Source organism: Nocardia sp. CC213A, from assembly GCF_030766805.1.
GTDB lineage: Bacteria > Actinomycetota > Actinomycetes > Mycobacteriales > Mycobacteriaceae > Nocardia > Nocardia otitidiscaviarum.
The window spans coordinates 76797-99657 of record NZ_JASFXA010000025.1; the positions used below are offsets into that span (position 1 = coordinate 76797).

The 22861-nt window shown below is 69.5% G+C and carries 19 protein-coding genes; 12 read left to right on the forward strand and 7 right to left on the reverse strand.

All coding sequences use genetic code 11. The features are described 5' to 3' along the window. Positions 1-49 precede the first annotated feature (49 nt). On the reverse strand, positions 50-1243 hold the full coding sequence (locus tag QJS31_RS32880; RefSeq protein ID WP_282785905.1) for an XRE family transcriptional regulator: 1194 nt from the start codon (positions 1241-1243) through the stop codon (positions 50-52). A 193-nt stretch (positions 1244-1436) separates the two neighbouring features. Between QJS31_RS32880 and QJS31_RS32885 the strand changes: the two genes are divergently transcribed. Beyond that, positions 1437-1742 carry a hypothetical protein gene (locus QJS31_RS32885; protein WP_081592491.1) on the forward strand — a complete coding sequence of 102 codons (306 nt, stop codon included), beginning with the start codon at positions 1437-1439 and terminating at the stop codon, positions 1740-1742. Here the strand turns inward: QJS31_RS32885 and QJS31_RS32890 are convergent. Together QJS31_RS32890 and QJS31_RS32895 are read right to left on the reverse strand one after the other, a co-directional pair. Continuing rightward, positions 1644-4826, reverse strand: a complete 3183-nt coding sequence (locus QJS31_RS32890) for an AMP-binding protein (RefSeq protein WP_306358561.1) — start codon at positions 4824-4826, stop codon at positions 1644-1646. The two genes, QJS31_RS32885 and QJS31_RS32890, sit on opposite strands and share 99 nt — an antisense overlap. Positions 4827-4862: 36 nt before the next feature. Next, positions 4863-5756 (reverse strand): PAC2 family protein, encoded by an 894-nt coding sequence (locus tag QJS31_RS32895; RefSeq protein WP_282784173.1) that lies wholly within the window; start codon positions 5754-5756, stop codon positions 4863-4865. Positions 5757-5944: 188 nt separating this feature from the next. Here QJS31_RS32895 and metH point away from each other — a divergent pair, with 188 nt between their 5' ends. The 3 genes from metH to QJS31_RS32910 all read left to right on the forward strand — a co-directional run bounded on the left by metH (position 5945) and on the right by QJS31_RS32910 (position 11994). Then, positions 5945-9523 carry a methionine synthase gene (metH, locus tag QJS31_RS32900; RefSeq protein ID WP_282784171.1) on the forward strand — a complete coding sequence of 1193 codons (3579 nt, stop codon included), beginning with the start codon at positions 5945-5947 and terminating at the stop codon, positions 9521-9523. Positions 9524-9602: 79 nt separating this feature from the next. After that, the gene (locus QJS31_RS32905; protein ID WP_282784169.1) at positions 9603-11291 is read left to right on the forward strand and encodes a serine/threonine-protein kinase; all 1689 of its coding nucleotides are present in this window, start codon (positions 9603-9605) and stop codon (positions 11289-11291) included. Positions 11292-11316: 25 nt separating this feature from the next. Next, positions 11317-11994 carry an HAD family phosphatase gene (locus QJS31_RS32910; RefSeq protein ID WP_306358562.1) on the forward strand — a complete coding sequence of 226 codons (678 nt, stop codon included), beginning with the start codon at positions 11317-11319 and terminating at the stop codon, positions 11992-11994. A 102-nt stretch (positions 11995-12096) separates the two neighbouring features. On the opposite strand, the gene QJS31_RS32915 is transcribed toward QJS31_RS32910, so the two are convergent. Both QJS31_RS32915 and QJS31_RS32920 read right to left on the reverse strand, forming a co-directional pair. Continuing rightward, entirely contained in the window at positions 12097-12579 is a 483-nt protein-coding gene (locus QJS31_RS32915) for a pyridoxal-phosphate dependent enzyme (protein WP_306358574.1), read from the reverse strand. Next, a complete protein-coding gene (locus tag QJS31_RS32920) occupies positions 12462-13271 on the reverse strand; it encodes a pyridoxal-phosphate dependent enzyme (protein WP_306358563.1) in 810 nt (269 codons plus the stop codon). The genes QJS31_RS32915 and QJS31_RS32920 overlap by 118 nt, the downstream gene beginning before the upstream one ends. A 115-nt stretch (positions 13272-13386) precedes the next feature. Between QJS31_RS32920 and QJS31_RS32925 the strand changes: the two genes are divergently transcribed. The 7 genes from QJS31_RS32925 to QJS31_RS32955 all read left to right on the forward strand — a co-directional run bounded on the left by QJS31_RS32925 (position 13387) and on the right by QJS31_RS32955 (position 20281). Then, the gene (locus QJS31_RS32925) at positions 13387-14769 is read left to right on the forward strand and encodes an NAD(P)/FAD-dependent oxidoreductase (protein WP_306358564.1); all 1383 of its coding nucleotides are present in this window, start codon (positions 13387-13389) and stop codon (positions 14767-14769) included. Between the two features lie 211 nt (positions 14770-14980). Further along, positions 14981-15823, forward strand: a complete 843-nt coding sequence (locus tag QJS31_RS32930) for an arpA protein (protein ID WP_306358565.1) — start codon at positions 14981-14983, stop codon at positions 15821-15823. A gap of 24 nt (positions 15824-15847) precedes the next feature. Next, positions 15848-16696, forward strand: a complete 849-nt coding sequence (locus QJS31_RS32935; RefSeq protein WP_282786194.1) for a trans-aconitate 2-methyltransferase — start codon at positions 15848-15850, stop codon at positions 16694-16696. Then, positions 16693-18522 carry a choline/carnitine O-acyltransferase gene (locus QJS31_RS32940; protein WP_306358566.1) on the forward strand — a complete coding sequence of 610 codons (1830 nt, stop codon included), beginning with the start codon at positions 16693-16695 and terminating at the stop codon, positions 18520-18522. Before QJS31_RS32935 ends, QJS31_RS32940 begins: the two co-directional genes overlap by 4 nt. Positions 18523-18696: 174 nt before the next feature. Continuing rightward, the gene (locus QJS31_RS32945; protein ID WP_372341723.1) at positions 18697-18960 is read left to right on the forward strand and encodes a phosphoribosyl-ATP diphosphatase; all 264 of its coding nucleotides are present in this window, start codon (positions 18697-18699) and stop codon (positions 18958-18960) included. An 87-nt stretch (positions 18961-19047) separates the two neighbouring features. Then, entirely contained in the window at positions 19048-19899 is an 852-nt protein-coding gene (gene hisG, locus QJS31_RS32950; RefSeq protein ID WP_282783864.1) for an ATP phosphoribosyltransferase, read from the forward strand. 139 nt (positions 19900-20038) lie between these two features. Beyond that, complete coding sequence (locus QJS31_RS32955) at positions 20039-20281, forward strand: hypothetical protein (RefSeq protein WP_029923564.1); 243 nt, start codon at positions 20039-20041, stop codon at positions 20279-20281. On the opposite strand, the gene QJS31_RS32960 is transcribed toward QJS31_RS32955, so the two are convergent. Then, positions 20258-21181, reverse strand: coding sequence for a RecB family exonuclease (locus QJS31_RS32960; RefSeq protein ID WP_306358567.1), 924 nt, complete (start codon positions 21179-21181; stop codon positions 20258-20260). The two genes, QJS31_RS32955 and QJS31_RS32960, sit on opposite strands and share 24 nt — an antisense overlap. Positions 21182-21336: 155 nt before the next feature. Between QJS31_RS32960 and QJS31_RS32965 the strand changes: the two genes are divergently transcribed. Next, positions 21337-22170: a tRNA (adenine-N1)-methyltransferase gene (locus QJS31_RS32965; protein WP_039814532.1), complete on the forward strand. Its 834-nt coding sequence runs from the start codon at positions 21337-21339 to the stop codon at positions 22168-22170. A 63-nt stretch (positions 22171-22233) separates the two neighbouring features. Here QJS31_RS32965 and QJS31_RS32970 read toward each other — a convergent pair whose 3' ends face one another. Further along, entirely contained in the window at positions 22234-22710 is a 477-nt protein-coding gene (locus QJS31_RS32970; RefSeq protein WP_306358568.1) for a hypothetical protein, read from the reverse strand. Positions 22711-22861: the final 151 nt, after the last annotated feature.

Here is a 22861-nt window from a genome sequence, read left to right on the forward strand (position 1 = left end):
GCGGCGCTGTATTGCGTGGTGAGTCCGAATGTGGCGGGCCGCGACCGGATCAGCTGGCGGCCAGGGTGCGCAGTTGCTCGAGGTAGGTGCGGGTGCGGGGGTCGCCGGGGAAGCGTTCGATCATCTCGCGCGCCGCCTCGCTCGCGATCCACATCAGGGAGGGCAGGGAGCGGCGCTTGCCGGTGAGGGCCTGTAGCCCCTCGTCCACGGCGAGCTCCAGATTGCGATCGCGCACCGCCACCACCGCGAGGGTGAGGTGGGCCTCGGAGACGCGCATGGGTTTGCGGATGGTGCCGTCGGGTGCGGTGGAGTTGCGGATGACTTGCCACGCATAACTTTCGGCGAGGCGGTCGTCCCCGGCCACCCGGCAGCAGTCCATGGCGTAGAAGTCGAACTTCTGTGGGTCCACCACGAAATGATTGTCCAGATTGGGGGGATGATGAAGTTTGTCGAGTATCGAGCGGCCTTGCGTCAGTGCGGATTCCACCTCGCGGCGATCGCCGATGCGCGCCCACGCCTTGGCGCGCTGCGCCGAGAGCTGCACACCGACGCCCAGCGCGCCCGCGCCGGGGAGGGCGCTGTCTACGGCGTCGATGGCCCCGCGGTAGTTGCCCTGGGTGAGGGCGAACCAGGCCGCCATTTCCGCACCCCAGCCGATGATTTCGGCATGATCGGCCTCCTGACCCAGGGACAGGGCGGCCCGGCGGGTGGCCTCGGCGGCGGTGCGCCAGCCCAAGTCATAATCTACGCAACCGACCAGTAGGGCGACCCATCCGGCGAGCACCAGCACCTCGCGATGCTGGGCGAGAGTAAGACGACCGTCCAGTAGAGAGGTAATTCGCCGCAACCACGCCGTCCCCTCCGCGTGCAACTCGTGCGGATCGGTGCACGGATACTCCGAGCACAGCCGGTCGGCCGTGATGTGGATGGCGTCCAGCGTCGCCGCCGAGACATCCGACATGCGCAGCCGCCCGATGAACTCGAGCGTGTCCATCCCGGTCGCCGAGAGCATCTCATCGTCCCGATTCGGCCGTGACTTGGGGAAGAAGGCCGCGGTCACGGTGTCGAAGGCCGCCGCGATAATGGGCGCGTAGAAGTCGTCCGGGCGGGATTCGCCCGATTCCCACCGCCGCCAGTTGCGTAGCAGCGTGGAGTCGGTGGGGAGGTTGTGGCTCGATTTCCCGCGCATGGCGCGGACGGCGTCGGCCTGTGACCACCCCCGAGCATCCCGTTCGGCACGCATTCGGACAGCCCAGACAGGTCGATCGTCACCACTGGACACGCTCTGTAGTATCTCACCAGTTAACCCCGCGTGGACCCGGATAGGGCATCTGGATGTCAGTGGGTTGACATCTGCAATTGCATCTTCGAGAACGCCATAGTCGTTAGTGGGCACACAACAGAACAGCGAGATCCCCAATCCAACGGAGGTTCGGGTGGAAGCGTTGATCTATGGGTACGTGCGTGACGATCTGGCCGACGGCCGCGGTGACGAGTGGGAGAGCGCCATGTGCACCCTCGCCAGCTCGGCCGGATTCTGCTTCGCCGCCACGTTCCATGAATCGACCCCGGGCGACGGCACCGCATTCGCGGAGCTGACCGCCGAACTCAAGCGAGCCGATGCCCACCATGTCGTGGTGCCGTCACTCGATCACCTTGCCGGTCAGACGATTCCGCGTGACATATTGATCGCGAAGCTGGCCCAGGAGGCGTCCGCGAAGGTCTGGACGATCGACAGCTGACCGGCGGCCCACGGCCGCGTTCCGACCGATCCCGGCGCTCGCCCATCCGGTACGCGCCCAGCTCAGCAGCCGCGCGGCGGCCCACCCGGCCGCCAGCGAGGCCGTCAATGCCGCCAGGTGATGCTGCCCGAACAGCGGATACACCTGCCAGTGCAGTAGATACGCGAACAGCGAGGCGTCGGCGAGCAGCGCGGCCGCACCCGCGACCAGCGCGGGTACCCGCACCGACGGCAACCAGACGAGCAGCAGGATTCCGGCGAGAATCATGCGCTCTCGGTCGGTTTCGCCGAAATAGCCCGGTATCGTCGCCAGCGCGATCGCGCTGAGCAACAGCCGGTGCCACACCGTCTCGGCCTTGGCCGCTGCCCAGCCGAGCAGGAAGAACCATGCCACCAGCGGTGAGAAGGGCACATCGTCCGGCCGGTACAGATCGAATGTCCGATATCGGAAGATGAGCGCCACGCCGAGCAGACCGGTCGCGAACCAGAACGGCGACAACCGTTCCCAGCGATCGGCCACCGGCAGGCGCAACAGCAGCGCGGAACCCACGATGAGGTAGAGCACCACCTCGATGAACCACAGGTGCCCGGCCGTCGGGCTGTCGTGCGGACCCAGAATCTTGTTGAGCAGCAGCACATTCTGCCAGCCGTAATAATCGGTGAACGGCAGGGTGAGCAACACCCAGGCCGCCGTCGGCACCGCGACGAAGGCCGCGCTGCGCAGGGTGCGCCGCAGGCGCGGCGCGGCCGGAGCCGCGGTGACGGCGAAGCGCGCGAAATTGAATCCCGCCGCCGCCAACAGCACATGCGCCCCGCCCCACAGGACGAAAAGTCCGATATGTGAGCCGATTACCGTCACGATGCCGATCGCCCGCAACAGGGTGCTGGTATCGAGCGACCGCCCGAACCGCGTCCGCCGCCGGGGGAGTGCCTCGAGTTCGGCGATGGTGCGCGACGGCCAGTCGGCCGGAAGCTGCCCCAAGGCCCGTTCGAGCCGCACCGCCAGGGTGACGAAAGTCAGTGAGTCGCCCCCGAGATCGGCGAAGGTGGCGTGGGAGCCGATGTGGTCACGATCGAGGCCGAGGGCTTGTGCGAAGAGGATGCGCACATCCTCGCAGGATCCGCCGGGGGCACCCGACGGGAGAGCGTCACCGTGCGTGCCCGACAAGCGCCGAATACTCGGATAGTCCGGTTTTCCATTGGGTAGCCGAGGAATCGACGACACCACACAGATCCGCACCGCGGCGACCGGCAGCCCGGACAGCCGCGCCGCTTCCCGGGCGACGGCCGCACCCTGCGGCGAGGCCGCCCGGTCGCGTACGGCACTTCCGCGCCGAGTCTCGCCCGCACACCCCACCCCGGCGTCGGGAGCGCCTGCGCGCACGGCTCTTCCGCGCGCGCGGGGCTGCGTTCCGAGCGGATATGCCCCTCGCGCGGTACCTCTCAGCAGAGTGGTGATGGACGTGGTGCGCCGCACGGGAATGGCGGCGCGCGCGGCCGGGCCGGGTGCGGCGCTACCGGACGCCGAATAGCCCAAGCGGTGCCCCGCCGGCTTTTCGTCCACGACGTCGACGCTCGCTGGCGTGCCCGCGACCCTCGAGCCCGCCGGTGCGGCGTCCGCATGGTCGACGCTCGGCGCCGTCGTGTCCGCGTCCTTCAGGTCGGCGAGCGCCGTGTTCGCGGTGTCGACGCCCGGTGGCGTCGGGTCCACGACATTCACACTCGCCGGAGTCGTGTCCGCGCCGTCCGCGCCGGTCGGCCGCCGCATCGCGATGCCCGCGCCGTTCCGATGCTCGGTCGTGACTCCCGATTCCGTCCGCCGCGCGGTCGCCGGTGCCGCTCCTGTCGGTTCCGTGCCGTCGCTGTCCGCGTCCGCAGGCGTCGCCGACTCGACCGCTACCACCAGTGCTTCGCCGTCCTCGGTGCAGCAGGCGGTGAAACCCGCGGCGGCGAGCCCGGATTCGACGCGTTGCAGGTCGATGCGCAGGCCGTAGATCTTGGCGAAGCGGCTGCGGCGGCCGATCACCCGGTACAGGCCGTTCTCGGTGCGGCAGGCCAGGTCGCCGGTGCGCAGGGCGGGGTGGGTGGGGCCGAGGGCGAGGTCGGCCGGTGATTCCGCGTAGCCGAGCATCACATTGGGGCCGTGGTAGACCAGCTCGTGGCCGCCCTCGTCGACCGGCTCCAGGGTGAAGGAGCCGCCGGGGACGGGGATGCCGATGCAGTCGGGGTGGGTGGCCGCCAGATCGGGCGGCAGATAGGCCATGCGGGCGGTGGCCTCGGTCTGCCCGTACATGACATAGAAGCGGAAGCCGCGGCGCGCGCCCAGCCGGGCGTAGGCGGCGACGCGTTCGGGTGCGAGCCGTCCACCCGCCTGGGTGAGGTAGCGCAGGTGCGGCAGCGACATGCGCTCGAATCCGATGCGGTCGAGCAGGTCGATGGTGTAGGGCACGGCCGCGAAGGAGGTGGCGCGCTGCGCGGCGAACTCGTCCCAGAACTCGGGCTCCACCACCGACCGGCTGGTCAGCAGCAGGCTCGCGCCGCGCAGCAGATAGCTGTGCGCCACCGACAGTCCGTAGCAGTAGAACAGCGGCAGCGTCGTCGCGGCGCGGTCGGTCGGCTCGATCTCCAGGTATTCGGCGATGGCCGCCGCGTTCGACAGCACATTGGTGTAGGACAGCCGTACCAGCTTCGGTGAGCCGGTCGAGCCGGAGGTGCTCAGCAGCACCGCCAACTCCGGGTGCAGGGTGTGCGCCGAACCGTCGCGCCGGACGACCGGGTCGGGTGTCGAGCCGTCGGCGGTGGCCGTGATGACCACGTCGGGGTCGTAGCTGTCGATCAGTTGCGCGGTCACCGTCTCGGTGAGCAGCACCGCGCACCCGGCCTCGAGGGCGCCGAGGTAGGCCACCAGCGAGCCGATGTCGTTGCGCACCGCCAGGGCGACGAGCCGACGTCCCGCACCGAGGCGTTCCGCGAATTCGGTGACTGATCCGGCTAATTGGGCATATCGGACTTCGTGACCATGCTGGACCGCCGCGATACGGTCACCGAATCCGTGCAGATGCGCGGCGATCCGTGGCGAGGTCATTCGGTCCAGTGTAATGGTGCCCTAACTTCGCCCCCGCTACAGCCCGAAGCTGCCCCGCCCCCGTCGGCGCAGGTACTTCTCGAATTCCGCGGCGATGGCATCCCCGTCGATCTTGGCCATGGCGTCGTTGAGATCGACGTCCGCGTCGCCGCGCTCCTCGAGCGAGCGTACGTACTCGGTGATCTCCTCATCGCTCGAGGTCATCTCGTTGACGGTTTCCTCCCACTCCTCGGCCTGCTTGGGCAGACCGCTGAGCGGCACCTCCACATCGAGCACATCCTCGACGCGGTGCAGCAGGGCGATCACGGCCTTCGGATTGGGCGGCTGCGAGACATAGTGCGGAACGGCGGCCCAGAACGACACCGCCGGGACTCCGGCCTTGACGCAGGCGTCCTGCAGGACGCCCGTAATACCGGTCGGTCCCTCGTAGCGGGTCTGCTCCAGATTGAACCGCTCCGCGGCCTCCTTGCTGTACGCCGTCCCGGTGACGGGAACCGGCCGCGTATGCGGGGTATCGGCCAGCAGCGCGCCGAGGATCACCACCGTCGACACCCCGAGCTGTTCGACGAACTCGAGGATGTCGTCACAGAAACTGCGCCACCGCATATTCGGTTCGACACCGCGCAGTAGCACCACATCGCGTTCGCTACCGGGCGGCGAGCACACCGACAGCATGGCGGACGGCCACTGGATCTCACGGGTGACACCGTCGACCTGGCGGACGGTCGGGCGGTTCACCTGGTAGTCGTAATAATCCTCGGAGTCGAGTTCGGCCAGCGGTTGCGAGTCCCAGATGAGTTCGAGGTGTTCCACCGCTCCACTGGCGGCATCGGCGGCATCGTTCCAGCCTTCGAAGGCCGCGACGAGGACCGGATCCCGCAGGGTGGGGAGGTCCGTCTCGGCAGGCACCGGGGGTTCACTGGCGTTCACCCGGTCAGCCTACGGTGTCGGCCGGGATGACGCGCCAACGACGCGCACCTCCGGGACACGCCGACGCCGCCCACGGTGTGACGTGGCGAACGTGTCGGCGGCGAGGCGCGCGGACACGCCGCGTCCCATAGCGTGGACCGGCGGCACCGGGGCCCGGATTGTCGGGACAGACCACTACTCTTGAGTACATGTCTGTGTCCCCCCGCGCCGAGTTCGACACCACCCTACTCGACACGCTCCGCAAGCGTGTCGTGATCGGCGACGGTGCGATGGGCACCATGTTGCAGGCGGCGGATTTGACCCTGGACGACTTCCGGGGACTCGAGGGATGTAACGAAATCCTCAACGAAACCCGCCCCGACGTGCTGCGACACATTCACCGCGCGTACTTCGAGGCCGGTGCGGACGCGGTCGAGACCAACACCTTCGGCTGCAATCTGCCCAACCTGGCCGACTACGACATCGCCGATCGCATCCGCGACCTGTCCGAGCGCGGCACCCGCCTGGCGCGCGAGGTCGCCGACGAGATGGGGCCCTCCGCCGACGGCACGCCCCGCTACGTGCTGGGGTCGATGGGGCCGGGCACCAAGCTGCCCACGCTCGGGCACGCGCCCTACGCCTCGCTGCGCGACGCCTACACCGAGGCCGCCCTCGGCATGCTCGACGGCGGCGCGGACGCCATCCTGGTGGAGACCTGCCAGGACCTGCTCCAGGTGAAGGCCGCCATCGTGGGCAGCCAGCACGCCATGGCGCGGTCGGGTCGCCGCATCCCGATCATCACCCACGTCACCATGGAGACCACCGGCACCATGCTGGTCGGTTCCGAGATCGGCGCGGCCCTCACCGCCATCGAACCGCTCGGCGTCGACATGATCGGCCTGAACTGCGCCACCGGCCCGGACGAGATGAGCGAACATCTGCGGCATCTGTCCAAGCACGCCAACCTGCCGGTCTCGGTCATGCCGAACGCGGGCCTGCCGGTACTGGGCGCGAACGGCGCGGTGTACCCGCTGACGCCGGAGGAACTGGCCGTGGCCATGCGGCAGTTCGTCTCCGAATTCGGACTGGCGCTGGTCGGCGGCTGCTGCGGCACCACCCCGGAGCACATCCGCCAGGTGGCCGAGGCGGTGCGCGAACTCACGCCCGCGCACCGGAAGCCCGAGCATGAACCGAGCGTGTCGTCGATCTACACCTCGGTGCCGTTCGAGCAGGACGCCTCCATCCTCATGATCGGCGAGCGCACGAACGCCAACGGCTCCAAGGCGTTCCGCGAGGCCATGCTCGCCGAGGACTGGCAGAAGTGCCTGGACATCGCCAAGGACCAGACCCGCGACGGAGCGCACATGCTCGACCTGTGCGTGGACTACGTGGGCCGCGACGGCACCAAGGACATGCGGGAGCTGGCCAGCCGCCTGGCCACCGCGTCCACCCTGCCGATCATGCTCGACTCCACCGAAACCCCGGTGCTGCAGGCGGGTTTGGAACACCTCGGCGGGCGCTGCGCGGTCAACTCGGTCAACTACGAGGACGGCGACGGACCCGACTCGCGGTTCCAGCAGACCATGCGCCTGGTCGCCGAACACGGCGCGGCCGTGGTGGCGCTGACCATCGACGAGGAGGGGCAGGCCCGCACCGCCGAGAAGAAGGTCGAGATCGCCGAACGCCTCATCGCCGATATCACCGGCAACTGGGGACTGGCCGAATCCGACATCATCATCGACACCCTGACCTTCACCCTCGGCACCGGTCAGGAGGAGTCGCGGCGCGACGGCATCGAAACCATCGAGGCCATCCGCGAACTCAAGCGCCGCCACCCGAATGTGCAGACCACCCTGGGCCTGTCGAATATCTCCTTCGGTCTCAACGCCGCCGCCCGGCAGGTGCTGAACTCGGTGTTCATGCACGAGTGCGTCGAAGCCGGACTGGATTCGGCCATCGTGCACGCCTCCAAGATCCTGCCCATGAGCCGGATTCCCGAGGAGCAGCGCCAGACCGCGCTGGATCTGGTCTACGACCGCCGCGGCGAGGACTACGACCCGCTGCAGAAACTGATGGCGCTGTTCGAGGGCGTCTCGGCGGCCTCCTCCAAGGCTTCGCGCGCGGAGGAACTGGCCGCGCTGCCGTTGTTCGAACGCCTCGAACGCCGCATCGTCGACGGTGAGAAGGCCGGTATGGAGGCCGATCTCGACGCTGCCATGCGCGAAGTGCCGCCGCTGCGAATCATCAACGAGACGCTGCTGGCGGGGATGAAGACCGTCGGCGAGCTGTTCGGTTCGGGCCAGATGCAGCTGCCGTTCGTGCTGCAGTCCGCGGAGGTGATGAAGGCCGCCGTGGCGCACCTGGAACCGCATATGGAGGCCACCGACGACTCCGGCAAGGGGCGCATCGTGCTGGCCACCGTCAAGGGCGACGTGCACGACATCGGCAAGAACCTGGTCGACATCATCCTGTCCAACAACGGCTACGAGGTGGTCAACCTCGGCATCAAGCAGCCGATCGCCACCATTCTCGACGCCGCCGTGGACAAGAAGGCCGATGTGATCGGCATGTCCGGGCTGCTGGTCAAATCCACGGTGATCATGAAGGAGAACCTGGAGGAACTCAACGCCAAGGGGGTGGCCGAGCAGTTCCCGGTGCTCCTCGGCGGTGCGGCCCTGACGCGCGCCTACGTGGAGAACGATCTCACCGAGGTCTACGAGGGCGATGTGCACTACGCCCGCGACGCCTTCGAGGGGCTGCGGCTCATGGACGAGATCATGACCCGCAAACGCGGCGGCGGCCCCGATCCGGATTCCCCGGAGGCCACCGCCGAACGGGAGAAGGCCGCCGAACGCAAGGCCCGCCACGAGCGCTCCAAGCGCATCGCCGCCGAACGCCGCGCCAAGGAGACACCCATCGAGGTGCCCGCGCGTTCCGACGTGGCCGCCGATCTGCCCGTGGCGGTGCCGCCCTTCTGGGGCACCCGCGTGGTGAAAGGGCTGTCGGTACAGGAATATTCGGGTCTGCTCGACGAGCGGGCGCTGTTCCTCGGGCAGTGGGGGCTGCGCGGCCAGCGCGCCGGAGACGGCCCCACCTACGAGGAGCTGGTGGAGACCGAGGGCCGCCCGCGGCTGCGGTACTGGCTCGACCGGCTCACCGCCGAAGGGGTGCTCGCGCACGCGGCGCTCGTCTACGGCTACTTCCCGGCGGTCTCCGAGGACGACGATGTGATCGTGCTCACCGAACCGGACCCCGATGCGCCGCAGCGGTATCGGTTCACCTTCCCGCGCCAGCAGCGCGACCGGTTCCTGTGCATCGCCGACTTCATCCGCTCCCGGGAGCTGGCGCGCGAGCGCGGCCAGGTGGACGTGCTGCCGTTCCAGCTGGTCACCATGGGCCAGCCCATCGCCGATTTCGCGAACGTGCTGTTCGCGGAGAACAACTACCGCGACTATCTGGAGGTGCACGGCATCGGGGTGCAGCTCACCGAGGCGATGGCCGAGTTTTGGCATCGCCGTATCCGGGAAGAGCTTGTGCTGGAAGGACATTCGGTCGCCGACGAAGACCCGGCCGATGTGCTGGATTACTTCAAACTCGGATACCGTGGAGCACGTTACTCCTTCGGCTACGGGGCCTGCCCGGACCTCGAAGACCGCGCCAAGCTGGTGGACCTGCTGGAAGCGGGCCGCATCGGAGTGACGCTGTCGGAGGAGTTGCAATTGCATCCGGAGCAGTCGACGGATGCGTTCGTACTGCTGCATCCGGAAGCGAAGTATTTCAACGCATAGGATTTCGGAAGTTTTCCGGGCTATCGCGCAGAGTTGCAGGGTGGGCTCGGCGTGACGCCAGCAGGAGGGGTACAACCACATGACGGCAGACCGGCTGATTGCGGGACGGTATCGGCTCACGGATCCGATCGGCACCGGTGCGATGGGAGTCGTGTGGCGTGCGACCGATGTGCGCCTGCGGCGCACGGTCGCGGTCAAGCAACTGCTGCTGGGCCCGGGGCTGTCCCGCTCCCAGGCCATCGAGGCCCGGATGCGGGCCATGCGCGAAGGGCGGATCGCGGCGCGACTGCACCACGTCAACGCCGTCACCGTCTTCGACGTGGCCGAGGAGGACGGCCAGCCGTGGCTGGTCATGGAGTACGTGAACGCGCCCAGCCTGGCCGCCGTCATGCGGGAGAAGGGGCCGCTGCCGCCCACCCAGGTCGCCCGGATCGGGGCCAAGGTGGCGGCGGCGCTGGCGGCGGCCCATGACGCGGGCATCGTGCACCGGGACGTGAAGCCCGCCAATATCCTCGTCGCCGACGACGGCACCGTGAAGATCACCGACTTCGGCATCTCGCGGGCGGTGGGTGATGTGACCGTCACCTCCACCGGATTCCTCGCGGGCACACCGGCGTATCTCTCACCGGAGGTGGCGCGGGGTGAGAATCCGGAACCGTCCTCCGACGTATTCGCGCTCGGCTCCACGCTGTACGCGGCGGTGGAGGGCACGCCGCCCTTCGGTGAGGGCGACAACCCGCTCGCCGTGCTGCACTCGGTGGCGCGGGCCCGGGTGCCCGAAGCCCGGCGGGCCGGACCGCTCGGCCCGGTGCTCATGGAACTGCTGGCGGCCGAAGGCGACGCGCGGCCGACCATGAAACAGGCGCACGAGGCGTTGGAGGCGGTGGCCGAGGGGCGCGGTGTGCCCGCGCACGCGCATCCGAATCCGACCAAGGTGCTGCCCGCCGCGGCGGCCGCGGATGCGGCGGCGCAGACCACGGTGCTGTCCAATTCGCACGGCGTGACGGGCAACAGCACCGATCCGACCATGCATGTGGACATGGGTACGCCCGCGCGGCACACGGGTACGGGGACATCCGAGCGCCCGGCGAGCGGTCCGCTGCCGGTGGTGCCGAATTCCGGTGCGGCGCAGGGGACGCGGCGCGACCGTCGGCGGCTCGCGCTGGCCGGAGTGGGGGTGGTCGCGGCGCTGCTGCTCGCCGCGGTGATCACCACCACCGTGAACCGCGGTGGGGGAGGGGAGAATCCGCCCGTCGCCACCGGAACGTCGCAGGTCGCGCCGCCGGTCGCCGGTACCTCGAGCGCCGCGCCGACCTCGCCCGCGGTGATCGGCCAGGCCGACAGCCAGGAGCCGTCGCGCACCGCCGCGCCGACCACGACCACCGCGCCGCCGTCCACCACCACGAGTGCGAATCCGACCACGACGACCGTGACCACCACGCCGACCACCACTGCGGCCCCGCCGAATCCGGGCAATGTCAGTGCGTTCGTGCGGAACTACTACGGCATGCTGCCGGGGAATGTGAGCGGCGCGTGGTCCATGCTGTCACCGTCGTACCAGGCGGTCACCGGCGGCTACAGCAATTACGCGCAGTTCTGGGGCACCATCGCCGAGGTCCGCGTCGGTACCGTCACGCCGCAGGGCGCGAATCGGGCCGTCGTCGCCCTCACCTACGTCCTGAAGAACGGATCCACCGATAGCGAGAACCGCTGGATCGAGGTCGACAACAGCGGTGGCCGTATGCTCATCACCGCCTCCGGCCTCTGACCACCGACCCCGAGGAGTTGCTCCGATGACCCGCCCGGCCGCCGTGCTCTGGGATATGGACGGCACCCTGCTCGATTCGGAGAAACTCTGGGATATCGCCGTGCGGGAACTCGCGGCCGAACTCGGCCGCGAGATGACCGACCAGATCCGGCACGCCCTGATCGGCGCGTCCGGACCCAACGCACTGCGCATCATGTTCAACGGCCTGGGCCTGGACCCGACCCCGGCGGCCCTGGGCGAAGCGGGCCACTGGCTGGAGGCCCGCGTCACCGAACTGTTCACCACCGGCGCGATCCCCTGGCGGCCGGGTGCCCAGGACGCCCTGGCCACCCTCGCCGCCGCGCAGGTACCCATGGCCCTGGTCACCAACACCAAACGCTCGCTCACCGAATTCGGCCTGGACACCCTGGGCCGCCACCACTTCCACATCTCCGTCTGCGGCGACGAGGTGCCACACGGTAAACCGGCCCCCGACATCTACCTGCGCGCCGCCGAACTGGTCGGCGTCGCCCCCGAACACTGCGTGGCCATCGAGGATTCCCCCACCGGCGTCCAGGCCGCCGAAACCGCGGGCTGCTCGGTCCTGGTCGTCCCCTGCGAAATCCCCGTCCCCGCCCGCGACGGCCGCGTCTTCCGCGACTCCCTCATCGGCCTCACCGTCACCGAACTCGGCCACCTCGCCGCCGGTCACCCACCGGTGTGAGGGCCGCGCGGCGGTCACACACCGGCGTGAGGGCCGCCCGGTACGGCGGGCGGCAGCGTGGCGGTCGGCGGTCGACCGCCCTGATCGACGAGTGCTCCCCGATCACCCCCCCTGCGCACGGGCGACATTGCCGCCGGTGACCAGTGTGAGCACCTCCTGACCGCGGACGTCGTGCACGGCTCCGCTGGCCCCGTGCAGGACACCCTGCGATCCGATGACGGCCATCGGCCCGAGCGTCGCACCGGCCTCGACGGGACTGCCGATCGCGGCGCTCAGCAGCGGAACGCCCTCCCGGATCGACGATTCCGGGACGAGCACGACATCGTCGGCGGCGTCGAGGATCTGCGGAAGCAGATGGGCGTCGACAGTGCCGACGTTCACGGCCTCGGCCATGGTGTGGGCGGGGACCGTGACCGGCTCGCCGGCCTTGAAGGACTCGTAGACCGTCGGCGCGTTCTCCGGGCAGGCTACGAGTACCGTGCGGCGTCCGCCCCAGATCTCTTCGAAATCCCGCACGACCTGTGCGGCCGAGGCGACCGTACCGCCACCGGCGGGTAACACCAAGGTGCTGGCGGAGGGCCGCAGCGACAGCATGTCGTGGACCGCGGTGCCCAATGCGGCGACCGAGTCGTGCGCCGACACGTCCAGAAACCGACCCCCTGTTCCGCAGTGAGGCGTTTGGCGTGCGAGTAGGCGTCGTCGTAGGACGACCCGTACCGGATCACGGTCGCGCCGCGCTCCTCCAGTTTCGAGATCTTCACGGCGGACGTGTTCTCCGGTACCACCGCGATGACCGGGATACGACGGCGGCCCAGCGCCCCCGCATAGGCGATCGCATGATTGCCCGACGATGCGATGCGAACCGGCACCCCAGGAGGCAGATCGTTCAGTTTCGAGGTCACGACACGCGCGGCCCGCTCCTTGATGGACTTGGTGCCCGGCCACTGATTCTCCAGCGCGATATGGAGTTTCGAGCGCGCGAGCGCGTCCAGATCGGGGGAGTTGAAGATCTTCGGCTCCGGCAGGCGGCCCTCGGCGATATCGGCCAAGGCGTGCCAGCGCTCCCGGCTGGTCGGTGCGCGCAGTTCCGGCGGTGGCGGAAACTTGATCGGCTTCGCGACGACGGTGTCCGCAGCGGGGAGGGCGCGGGCGGGTTCGCGCAGGCCCGCCTCGGATTCCGCGCGCAGCCGCTGGGAGACGCCGGATGCCGCCGATTCCAGCGCCGCCGAGACCTGTCGGATCAACCGCTGAAACGCCGCTGCGAGCTCACTGGCCACGCCGCATGGAAGCACGGGCGGGTGCGTGTTTCCAGGGGCGGGAGGAGCGCCGACGAGTCGGCCGCTCTTCGACAGCCTCCACCGCCGCGCGGGTGCGCGTTGCTACGTTGGGCGGATGACCCCTGCGCGGATCGTCATCGTCGGGAGTGGTTTCGCCGGAGTGGAGTGCGCTCGGACGTTGGAGCGGACGCTGCGGCCGGGGGAGGCCGAGGTGACGTTGGTCGCGCCGGATGACGCGGCGCTGTATCTGCCGCTGCTGCCGCAGGTGGCGGCGGGGGTGCTGACGGCGCGGGCGGTGTCGGTGTCGTTGCGGCGGGTGCTGCGGCGCACCGAGATCGCGCCGGGCATGGTGGTGGGCGTGGAACCGGATGCGCGTCGGTGCGTGGTGCGGCGGCTGCGGTCCGGACTGGAGTACGCGCTCGACTACGACCACCTGGTGCTCACGCCCGGCAGCATCACCCGGGTCATGGATGTCCCGGGTCTGCGCGAGTACGGGTTCGGGATGAAGACCTTGGCCGAGGCCGTGTACCTGCGCGACCACGTGCTGCGCCAACTCGATCTGGCGGCGGTCGCCGATACCGAGGCGGAGCGGCGCGAACGGTCGACTTTCGTCGCCATCGGCGCGGGCTACGCGGGCACCGAGACCGCCGCGGTGCTCAATCGGCTCACCAAAGCCGCCGCGCGGCAGTACTTTCCGCGCCTGGACCCGACCACGGTGCGCTGGCACCTCATCACCCACGGCGACCACATCATGCCGGAACTGGGCGAACGGCTCGGAGCCGATGCCAAGCGGCTGCTGGCGCGGCGGGAGATCGACTTCCGACCCGGGGCGTCGGCGGCCGAGGTCACCGAGCGGTCGGTCACCCTCACCACCGGAGCCGTGATCCCGACCCGCACCGTGCTGTGGAGCGCGGGCGTCGCCCCCAGTCCGCTGGCCGCCCACCTGGGCGCCGAGACCGCCCGCGGTCGGGTGGTCGCGGCCGCGGATCTGACCGTCCCCGGCCTGGCGGGGGTGTGGGCCTGTGGTGACGCCGCCGCCGTCCCGGACCTGTCCACCGGCGGCGACGCCGTCTGCGCGCCCACCGCCCAGCACGCCAGCCGCCAGGGCCGCCGACTGGCCCGCAACCTCGCCGCCACGCTGCGCGGCGCTGCGCGCACCCCGTACCGGCACCGCGATCTCGGCATGGTGGTCGACCTGGGCGGCCGCGACGCCCTCGCTCGCCCGCTCGGCATCGGACTGCGGGGCGTCCCCGCGCAGTTCGTCACCCGCGCCTACCATCTGCTGGCCCTGCGCACCGTGGTGGCCCGCACCCGCACCGTCTTCGACTGGACCCTGCACGCACTGGCCGGTGACGACTTCCTGCGCATCGGCTACACCGACCGAATCGCCCACACCATCGGCGATTTCGAGCAGACCGGCCACTATCTGTCACCCGCGGAGGTCGCCGCGGCGCTGGCCCGCGCGGCGCATACGGCTGATGGCCGCCGCACGCAATAGTGCGCCGTCCATCGTGCGTCGGACCGACGGCGATCTCCGCACGCATGAATTCTGTTGGGATGCAAGAAAACTCTCTGACCACGTGCGGTGACCGATTCCAGCGAATCCCTGGCGCGCCGACGCCCCTCTGGTGAGAATGGTCGGCATGGTTACGAGCGGGGGTTGGACCGACGCGTGCCCATCCACTGGCGATGGGATGGTGGATGATTCGGTGACCGAGGTGGTGGACACCGAGCGCTACCCGCTGGACGTGCCCGGCGGCGCGGGCTGGCTGCGGGCCGTGCGGGCGGCGCGCGCCGACCTGGCCGCCGACGGGTGCAGTGTGCTCACCGGATTCGTGCGCCCGGCGTTCCTGGAGACACTGCGCGCCGAGGGCGCGGAACTGGCCCCGCGGGCCTACTACACCGTCGAACAAGTCAACGCCTACAACATCCCGCTGGACGCCGAACTACCCGAGCACCATCCGGGCCGCATCGTGCTCGAGCGCGGAAACGCCTTCGTGGCAAGGGATCTCATTCCGGCGCACACGCTGATTCAGCGGCTCTACACCAGCCCGGTGTTCCAGCGGTTCGTGGCCGACTGCTTCGAGCTCGAGCAGCTGCACGAGTACACCGACCCGCTGGCGGGACTCTGCCTGAACGTGGTCGCGCCGGGCATGTCGCACCCCTGGCACTTCGACACCAACGAATTCACCGTCAGCATGCTCACCCAGCGTCCGGAATCCGGCGGCGTCTTCGAATACTGTCCGGGCATCCGCACGCCGGAGGCGGAACATCTCGACGATGTGCGTGCCGTGCTGGAAGGCAAGGGGGAGAACCTGATTCGCCGCCTCGACCTGCGCCCCGGGGATCTGCAGCTGTTCCAGGGCCGCTACTCGCTGCACCGGGTGTCACCGGTCACCGGCGCGGCGCAGCGGCACACCGCCATCTTCGCCTACAGCCGGACCACCGGGGTGATCGGCACGGCGGAGCGCAGTCGGCAGCTGTTCGGCCGGGTGCTGCCCGCACACCTCGGCGGCGCGACGGCCGTACGCGGCGACCGCCTGCTGGATTGAGTGCTCGACCAAGAAGGAGAACACGTGCCGGTTTCGTTGCACAGCACCGGGAAAGCCTCGTTCGACCACATCTACGACCGGCCCGATCCACGCGAGTATTACGCGCGGATGGCCGAATTGGACTACTGCATACCGGAACTGGCGACACCGCACTTCGCGAGCCTCATCGCCGACTACCGTGCCGCCACCGGCATCGCCGCCCCGACCGTGCTGGATCTGGGCTGCTCCTACGGCGTGAACGCGGCCCTGCTGCGCCTGGGCATCAACATGGCCGAACTCACCGAGCACTATCGAGACGCCGACTCCGACGGTGACGATGCCGCCGCCGCACTCATCGCGCGCGACCGCGCCCGCCTCGCCACCGCCGACCGGCTGCCCGGCGTTCGCTTCATCGGCATGGACGCCTCCCGCCCGGCACTGGACTACGCCCGCGCCGCCGGACTGCTGGACGACACCGTGCACGCCGACCTGGAAGCCGCCGACCCCACCGAGGCGCAGCGTGCCACCCTGGCCACCGCCGACCTCGTCATCTCCACCGGATGCGTCGGCTACATCACCGACCGCACCCTGCTGCGGGTCGCCCGCGCGCACGGCGGAAAGCTGCCCTGGATGGCGCATTTCGTGCTGCGCATGTTCTCCTTCGATCCGATCGCCGCGCGGCTGGCCGAACTCGGCTACCGGACCGAACGCGTACCCGGGTCGTTCCGGCAGCGCCGCTTCGCGGCCGCCGACGAGCGCACCCAGGTCCTGAATACCTTGGCCGACAATGGCGTCGACACCGAGGGGCACGAATCCGATGGCTGGCTCTACGCTCAGCTCTACGTGTCTCGCCCGTCTCCGACCCTATCCTTCGACCACGAGGACCTCTCTTGAGCGAACCGACCTTCGCCCACGACGACCAGCTGCCCCGGGTGCCGCTGCCCACCCTGGAGGACAGCTGCACGCGGTTCCTGCACTGGTGCGCACCGCTGCTCACCGGCGATGAATACGCGGCCACCGCCGCCGCGGTCGAGCTCATGCTCCGCCCCGACAGCCCGGCCCGCGCGCTGCAGGCCGACCTCGAGCGCTACGACAGCACTCCCGGGGTGGGCAGCTGGCTGGACGAGTTCTGGCCCTCGCGCTACCTGGGGCGACGGGACCGGATCGCGCTCAACGCCAACTTCTTCTTCCTGTTCCGCGACGACACCGTGCTCGCCGCCGCCACCGCCGCCGATCAGGCCGAGCGCGCGGGGGCGCTGGTGAGCGCCGCGGTGAACTACAAACTGCAACTCGACGCCGAGCGGGTTCCGCCCGCGACCCAGCGCGGACAGCGGCTGAACATGGCGCAGAACAAGTTCCTGTTCTCCGAGACGCGGATTCCCGGCGATCCGCAGGACGGGGTGCGGGTGCCCTACAGCCCGGAGTGGCCGGGTCCGTCGCAGGCCCGGCACATCGTGGTCTGCTACCGCGGCAATATGTTCCGCATGGATGTCATCGGCCCGGCCGGTGCCCCCTACGCTCCCGGCGATATCGTCGACGGCCTGCGTTCGGTCATGAAGGCGGGGGCGCGGCGCGCGCCCATCAACACCTCGCCCGGGCACCTGACCACCATGGCTCGGGCCGACTGGGCGCGGGTGCGCGGGGCGCTGCGCGCGGTGCCGGTGAACGTCGCGGCCCTCGACACCATCGAGACCGCGCTGTTCCTCGTCTGCCTGGAGGATTTCGCGCCGCGCGACACCCAGCAGGCGTGCGATCAGCTGCTGCACGGGGACAGCGGCAACCGCTGGTTCGACAAGGCGGTGTCCTTCATCGTCTTCGCCGACGGCACCGCCGGGATCAATGTCGAGCACTGCGGACTGGACGGCACTACCATCCTGTCCTTCGTCGACGCGCTGTCGGAGACGCCGGTGGCCGAGCACGCCGCCGTTTCGGGCGCGCAGCCGCAGGGCATGCCCGCGGTCGAGCCCGTCGTCTTCGCGCTCGACGACGACCGCAAGCGCGAGATCGCGAGCGCGGCGGCGTCGTTCGCGCAGTACGCGGCCGACAACGCCACCTCGACGGTGTCCTTCGCCGATTTCGGCACCGGTCGCGCCAAACAGCTGGGCATCTCCCCGGATGCCTTCGCCCAGCTCAGCTATCAGCTCGCCCACCAGCGCAGCAAGGGCATGATCGGGGCCACCTACGAATCCATCGCCACCCGCCACTTCCGCAACGGCCGCACCGAGGCCATGCGCGTGGTCACCCCGGAGATCGTGGAATTCATTGCCGCCATGGAGGATCCGGACGCCGACCCGGAGCGGCGGCGGCAGGCGCTGCGGGCCGCCGCGGACGCCCATGTGGCCCGCGCCAAGGAGTGCCAGCGCGGGGAGGCGCCCGAACAGCATCTGTGGGAGCTGCAACTCATCCAGCGTCGCCGCGGTGAGCAGCTGGGCGCCACCGATCCGATGCCGTTCTACGACAGCCCCGGCTGGCGCATCACCCGCGACGACTACCTGAGTACCAGTTCCGCGCCGTCGGTGAACATCCAGTACTTCGGTTTCGGCTCCACCAGCCCCACCTGCATCGGCGTCGCCTACGTCATGCTGCCCGATCGCTGGAACCTCTACCTCGCCACACCCAAATCCGTTGCCGCGCAGATGCACACCTTCGCGAGCAATCTGCGGGCGGCCGTGACCGAGCTCACCGAGCTGCTGCACGCCGAGGCGTCGACGCGCGGCTGAGTTTTCCGCCCGACCGGCACCACGATGTGCCGGTCGGGCGGCGTACCGGACCGCCGGCGGGGGTGTCCGCGACGCCGCCCGCAGCGGCCGGAACCGGTTCCCACCCGCGAGCATGCGCCGGGCGGGCAGGCCCGGCAGCGGTAGGCCGCCCCTGGTCTGCGAGAATGTTTGCTCGTGAAATCTTTCGAAGCCCTGTTCGCCGAGCTGCAGGATCGTGCCGTCAACCGACCCGAGGGGTCGGGCACCGTCGCCGCCTTGGACGCCGGCGTGCATGCGCAGGGCAAGAAGGTGCTGGAGGAGGCCGGGGAAGTCTGGCTGGCCGCCGAGCACGAGAGCGACGAATCGCTCGCGGAGGAGATCTCGCAGCTCGTGTACTGGGTGCAGGTGCTGATGGTGGGCCGCGGACTGCGGCTCGAGGACGTGTACCGACATCTGTGACGCGCCGAATCGCCGTACCCGCCGTACGGCCGAACCCCACTCGACCGCCGTCCGCACGTCCCCCCACCCGTCCCGAAAGGACACCCTATGCTTCGCGTCGCCGTCCCCAATAAGGGCGCACTCTCCGAATCCGCCGTCGCCATCCTGAGCGAGGCGGGCTACCGCAAGCGCACCGATTCCCGCGATCTGAGCGTCCTCGATCCCGCCAACCAGGTGGAATTCTTCTTCCTGCGGCCCAAGGACATCGCCATCTACGTCGGCTCCGGTGAGCTGGACCTCGGCATCACCGGCCGCGACCTCGCCCTGGACTCCGGTGCGCCGGTGCAGGAGCGGCTCTCGCTCGGCTTCGGCCGCTCCACCTTTCGTTACGCCGCACCGGCGGGACGCGAATGGAAGGTGGAGGACCTCTACGACAAGCGCATCGCCACCTCCTATCCGAATCTGGTGCTCGCGGATCTGGCCGCGCGCGGGATCGAGGCCGAGGTCATCCGCCTCGACGGCGCTGTGGAGATCTCCATCCAGCTCGGCGTGGCCGACGCCATCGCCGATGTGGTGGGCTCGGGCCGCACCCTGCGCCAGCACAATCTGGTGGCCTTCGGCGACTCGCTGTGCGATTCCGAGGGCGTGCTGATCGAGGCGAAGGGCGCGGACCAGCGCGACAAGACGCGCAACCAGCTGGTGGCCCGGGTCCAGGGCGTCGTCTTCGCTCAGCAGTACCTGATGCTCGACTACGACTGCCCCAAGACGCTGCTCGACGCCGCCGTGGCGATCACACCCGGACTGGAGTCGCCGACCGTCTCCCCGCTCACCGATCCGGACTGGGTGGCGGTGCGGGCGCTGGTCCCGCGCAAGAGCGGCAACGAACTCATGGACCGGCTGGCGGATCTCGGCGCGAAGGCCATCCTGGCCACCGACATCCGCTCCTGCCGCGCCTTCTGAGCACGGCCGCATCCACACAACCACATCACGATTCAGCACCCGCCGTGGCGATGCGCGGCGGGTGCTTGCTAGCGTGGCCTCGCGTCATCTTGCTTCACCCGTGTCATATCGATCGCTCGAACGACACCACGGAGGCTCGATGTTCATTCTGCGGAAGTCCTGCGTCGCAATCGTTCTCGGCACCGCCGCGGTTCTGACGGCCGTGCCGGGCGGTCCCGCGGCGGCCGAGGAGCTGCCCTGTCCCGCCCACGATCTCGGCGAGACCGTCATCTGGGACTGGACCCATCTGGCCATCTGCGATGACGGACGCTGGACCGTCCGCGCCTGCGCGCCCGGTACCACGGCGCGCCAGGACGACTCAGGCCACGCCTTCTGCGCCTGACCGCGCTGGGCCCGATTCCGCCGCGTCCGATTCCGCGATAGCCGCCGCGACACCCGGATACGGCGGCGGGGTGCCGCCGAACTCCGGGCACAGGGCGCGGTAGTCGCAGTAGTCGCACATCCAGCCCCGGTTGGGCGGGAAGTCGCCGGTCTTGGTGGCCGCGTCGATGGCCGCCCACAGCGCCGACACGATGCGCTGGAAGCGGCGCAGCTCGTCGGCATCCGGTTCGTAGGTGAGCGTCTGCCCGTCGGCCAGGTAGAGCAGCCGCAGCTGGGCGGGCACCACGCCGCGGGTGTGCAACAGGACCAGGGCGTAGAACTTCAACTGGAACAGCGCGCGGGCCTCGTAGGCCGGGGCGGGGGAGCGGCCGGTCTTGTAGTCGACGATGTGCAGGGCGTCGTCGGCCGCCCGGTCGATGCGGTCCACGATGCCGCGCACCGGCGAACCGTCGGGCAGTTCGGTTTCGAGGAAGAACTCCACCGACTCCGGATCGACGGTGGTCGGGTCCTCCAGCGTGAAGTACACGCGGACGAGGTCGGCGACCTCGGCCAGCAGCACCGGCAGGCCGCCGTCGGCCACCACGTCCGCCACCTCGGGCCGGTCGGCGATCAGGCGGGCCCACGCGGGCTCGACGAGGGCCGCGGCGGCCTCCGGTAGCCGATCGGTCGCCGGGAGCCCGAACAGGGCCTCGAGGACGGCATGCACCAGGGTGCCCCGCACCGCCGCCGTGGCCGGCGGTTCCGGTATCCGGTCGATTGCCCGCAACCGGTATTTGAGCGGGCACTGTTTGAAATCGATTGCCCGCGAAGGCGACAGCGCGAGCGGCCGCCCCACGAACGGTTCGGTGGGCGGGGGCGTACCGCCCGCGGAATCCGGGGTCGTGGACGCGGGCACCTGCATACCTGGCAGGCTAAACCCAGGCACCGACACGGTGCGGCAGACGACGGCCGTGGCGACAGCACGGCAAACGGCATGATCGGTCCGGCCCGGAGGCGGCAGCCTGCGTGACCACGGCGGGCCGGCGATCAAGCCCATCGATACTGGACAGGAGATACATGACGGCCAGACGGACCGGCCCCTTCCGCAGCGGTGACCGGGTGCAGCTGACCGACGCCAAGGGCCGCCAGCACACGGTGATCCTGGAGGAGGGCAAGGAGTTCCACACCCACAAGGGGCAGATCCGCCACGACGACCTCATCGGTGTCGACGAGGGCAGCGTGGTGAACTCCGCCAACGGCACGCCGTATCTGGCGCTGCGGCCGCTGCTCACCGACTACGTGCTGTCCATGCCGCGCGGCGCGGCGGTCATCTACCCCAAGGACGCCGCCCAGATCGTGCACGAGGGCGATATCTTCCCCGGTGCGCGAGTGCTGGAGGCCGGTGCCGGATCGGGTGCGCTCACCTGCTCGCTGCTGCGCGCGGTCGGCCCCGAGGGCAGGGTCATCTCCTACGAGGTGCGCGACGACCACGCCGAACACGCGGTCAAGAACGTCGAGAAGTTCTTCGGGGAACGCCCGGCGAACTGGGACCTCACCGTCGCCGACCTCGCCGAATACTCCGGCGACCAGGTCGACCGCGTCATCCTCGACATGCTCAAGCCCTGGGATGTCCTGGACACCGTGTCCAAGGCGCTCATCCCCGGCGGCGTGCTCATCGTCTACGTGGCCACCGTCACCCAGCTCTCCGAGGTGGTGGAGGCGCTGCGCCGCCAGCAGTGCTGGACCGAACCGCGCGCCTGGGAGTCGCTCATCCGGCCCTGGCACGTGGTCGGCCTCGCCGTGCGCCCCGAACACCGCATGCAGGGGCATACGGCGTTTCTGGTGAGCGCGCGGCGGCTGGCCGACGGCGTGGTGGCCCCCAAGCCACAGCGGAGGCCGTCCAAGGGCTGAGGGACGTGGCGATCATCCGTTGTCCGGCGCACCGTGCTGATCGGTGCGCGGACCGCGGGGTTGCTACGGCTGGCAGGCGGCGCGCGCCATGCCGAGGATGGTGCACGCGGAGGCGTCCGAGATCTTCCAGGTGCTGTCGTCGTACTCCCAGGTCATGGCCACATCGGGCATGGTGCCGTGCGGGCTGGTGACATCCACGTCGGCGTCGGCGCGGTCGCCGTCCTGCCGCACCTCGGTGACGGTGAAGGTGACCTGGTAGTTGGCCAGGCCCTGGTTCATCCGCTCGATGAGCGCGACCCGCTGGTCACCGTCGGTCACGAGTTTCGCCTTGTCCGCCGCGGGAACCGCCGGATCGGCGAACGTGGTCAGCGTGGACTGCAATTCCGCCGCGGTGACGGCGGGTGCGGCGGCATTATCGTCAGGTGCGACCGTGGTGGCCGAGACGCTGCCGGCAGCGGTCGTGGACCCGGAATCGGTGTCGTCCGAGCCGCAGCCCGCCAGGGTGCCGGTAACGGCGAGGGCCGCCGCGACGGTAGCCACGGAAACACGAAGCGTCCTTGTGGCGTTAACCCGGTAACGGGTACGACTGCTGGGAAGGAGCATCGATAGCACCCTTTCGGCTCGGTCGGCGAAATAGCTCGCCGGAAACAGGTTAGGGCAGGCTAACATGGTCGTCCGGCCCGGTGACCGC

Bases quoted from the DNA above. Each gene is read 5' to 3' on its own strand.
- QJS31_RS32880 (WP_282785905.1), bottom strand. From the start codon at position 1,243: ATGCGTGCCGAACGGGATGCTCGGGGGTGGTCACAGGCCGACGCCGTC.
- QJS31_RS32890 (WP_306358561.1), bottom strand. From the start codon at position 4,826: ATGACCTCGCCACGGATCGCCGCGCATCTGCACGGATTCGGTGACCGT.
- metH (WP_282784171.1), top strand. From the start codon at position 5,945: ATGTCTGTGTCCCCCCGCGCCGAGTTCGACACCACCCTACTCGACACG.
- QJS31_RS32905 (WP_282784169.1), top strand. From the start codon at position 9,603: ATGACGGCAGACCGGCTGATTGCGGGACGGTATCGGCTCACGGATCCG.
- QJS31_RS32910 (WP_306358562.1), top strand. From the start codon at position 11,317: ATGACCCGCCCGGCCGCCGTGCTCTGGGATATGGACGGCACCCTGCTC.
- QJS31_RS32925 (WP_306358564.1), top strand. From the start codon at position 13,387: ATGACCCCTGCGCGGATCGTCATCGTCGGGAGTGGTTTCGCCGGAGTG.
- hisG (WP_282783864.1), top strand. From the start codon at position 19,048: ATGCTTCGCGTCGCCGTCCCCAATAAGGGCGCACTCTCCGAATCCGCC.
- QJS31_RS32955 (WP_029923564.1), top strand. From the start codon at position 20,039: ATGTTCATTCTGCGGAAGTCCTGCGTCGCAATCGTTCTCGGCACCGCC.
- QJS31_RS32960 (WP_306358567.1), bottom strand. From the start codon at position 21,181: ATGCAGGTGCCCGCGTCCACGACCCCGGATTCCGCGGGCGGTACGCCC.
- QJS31_RS32965 (WP_039814532.1), top strand. From the start codon at position 21,337: ATGACGGCCAGACGGACCGGCCCCTTCCGCAGCGGTGACCGGGTGCAG.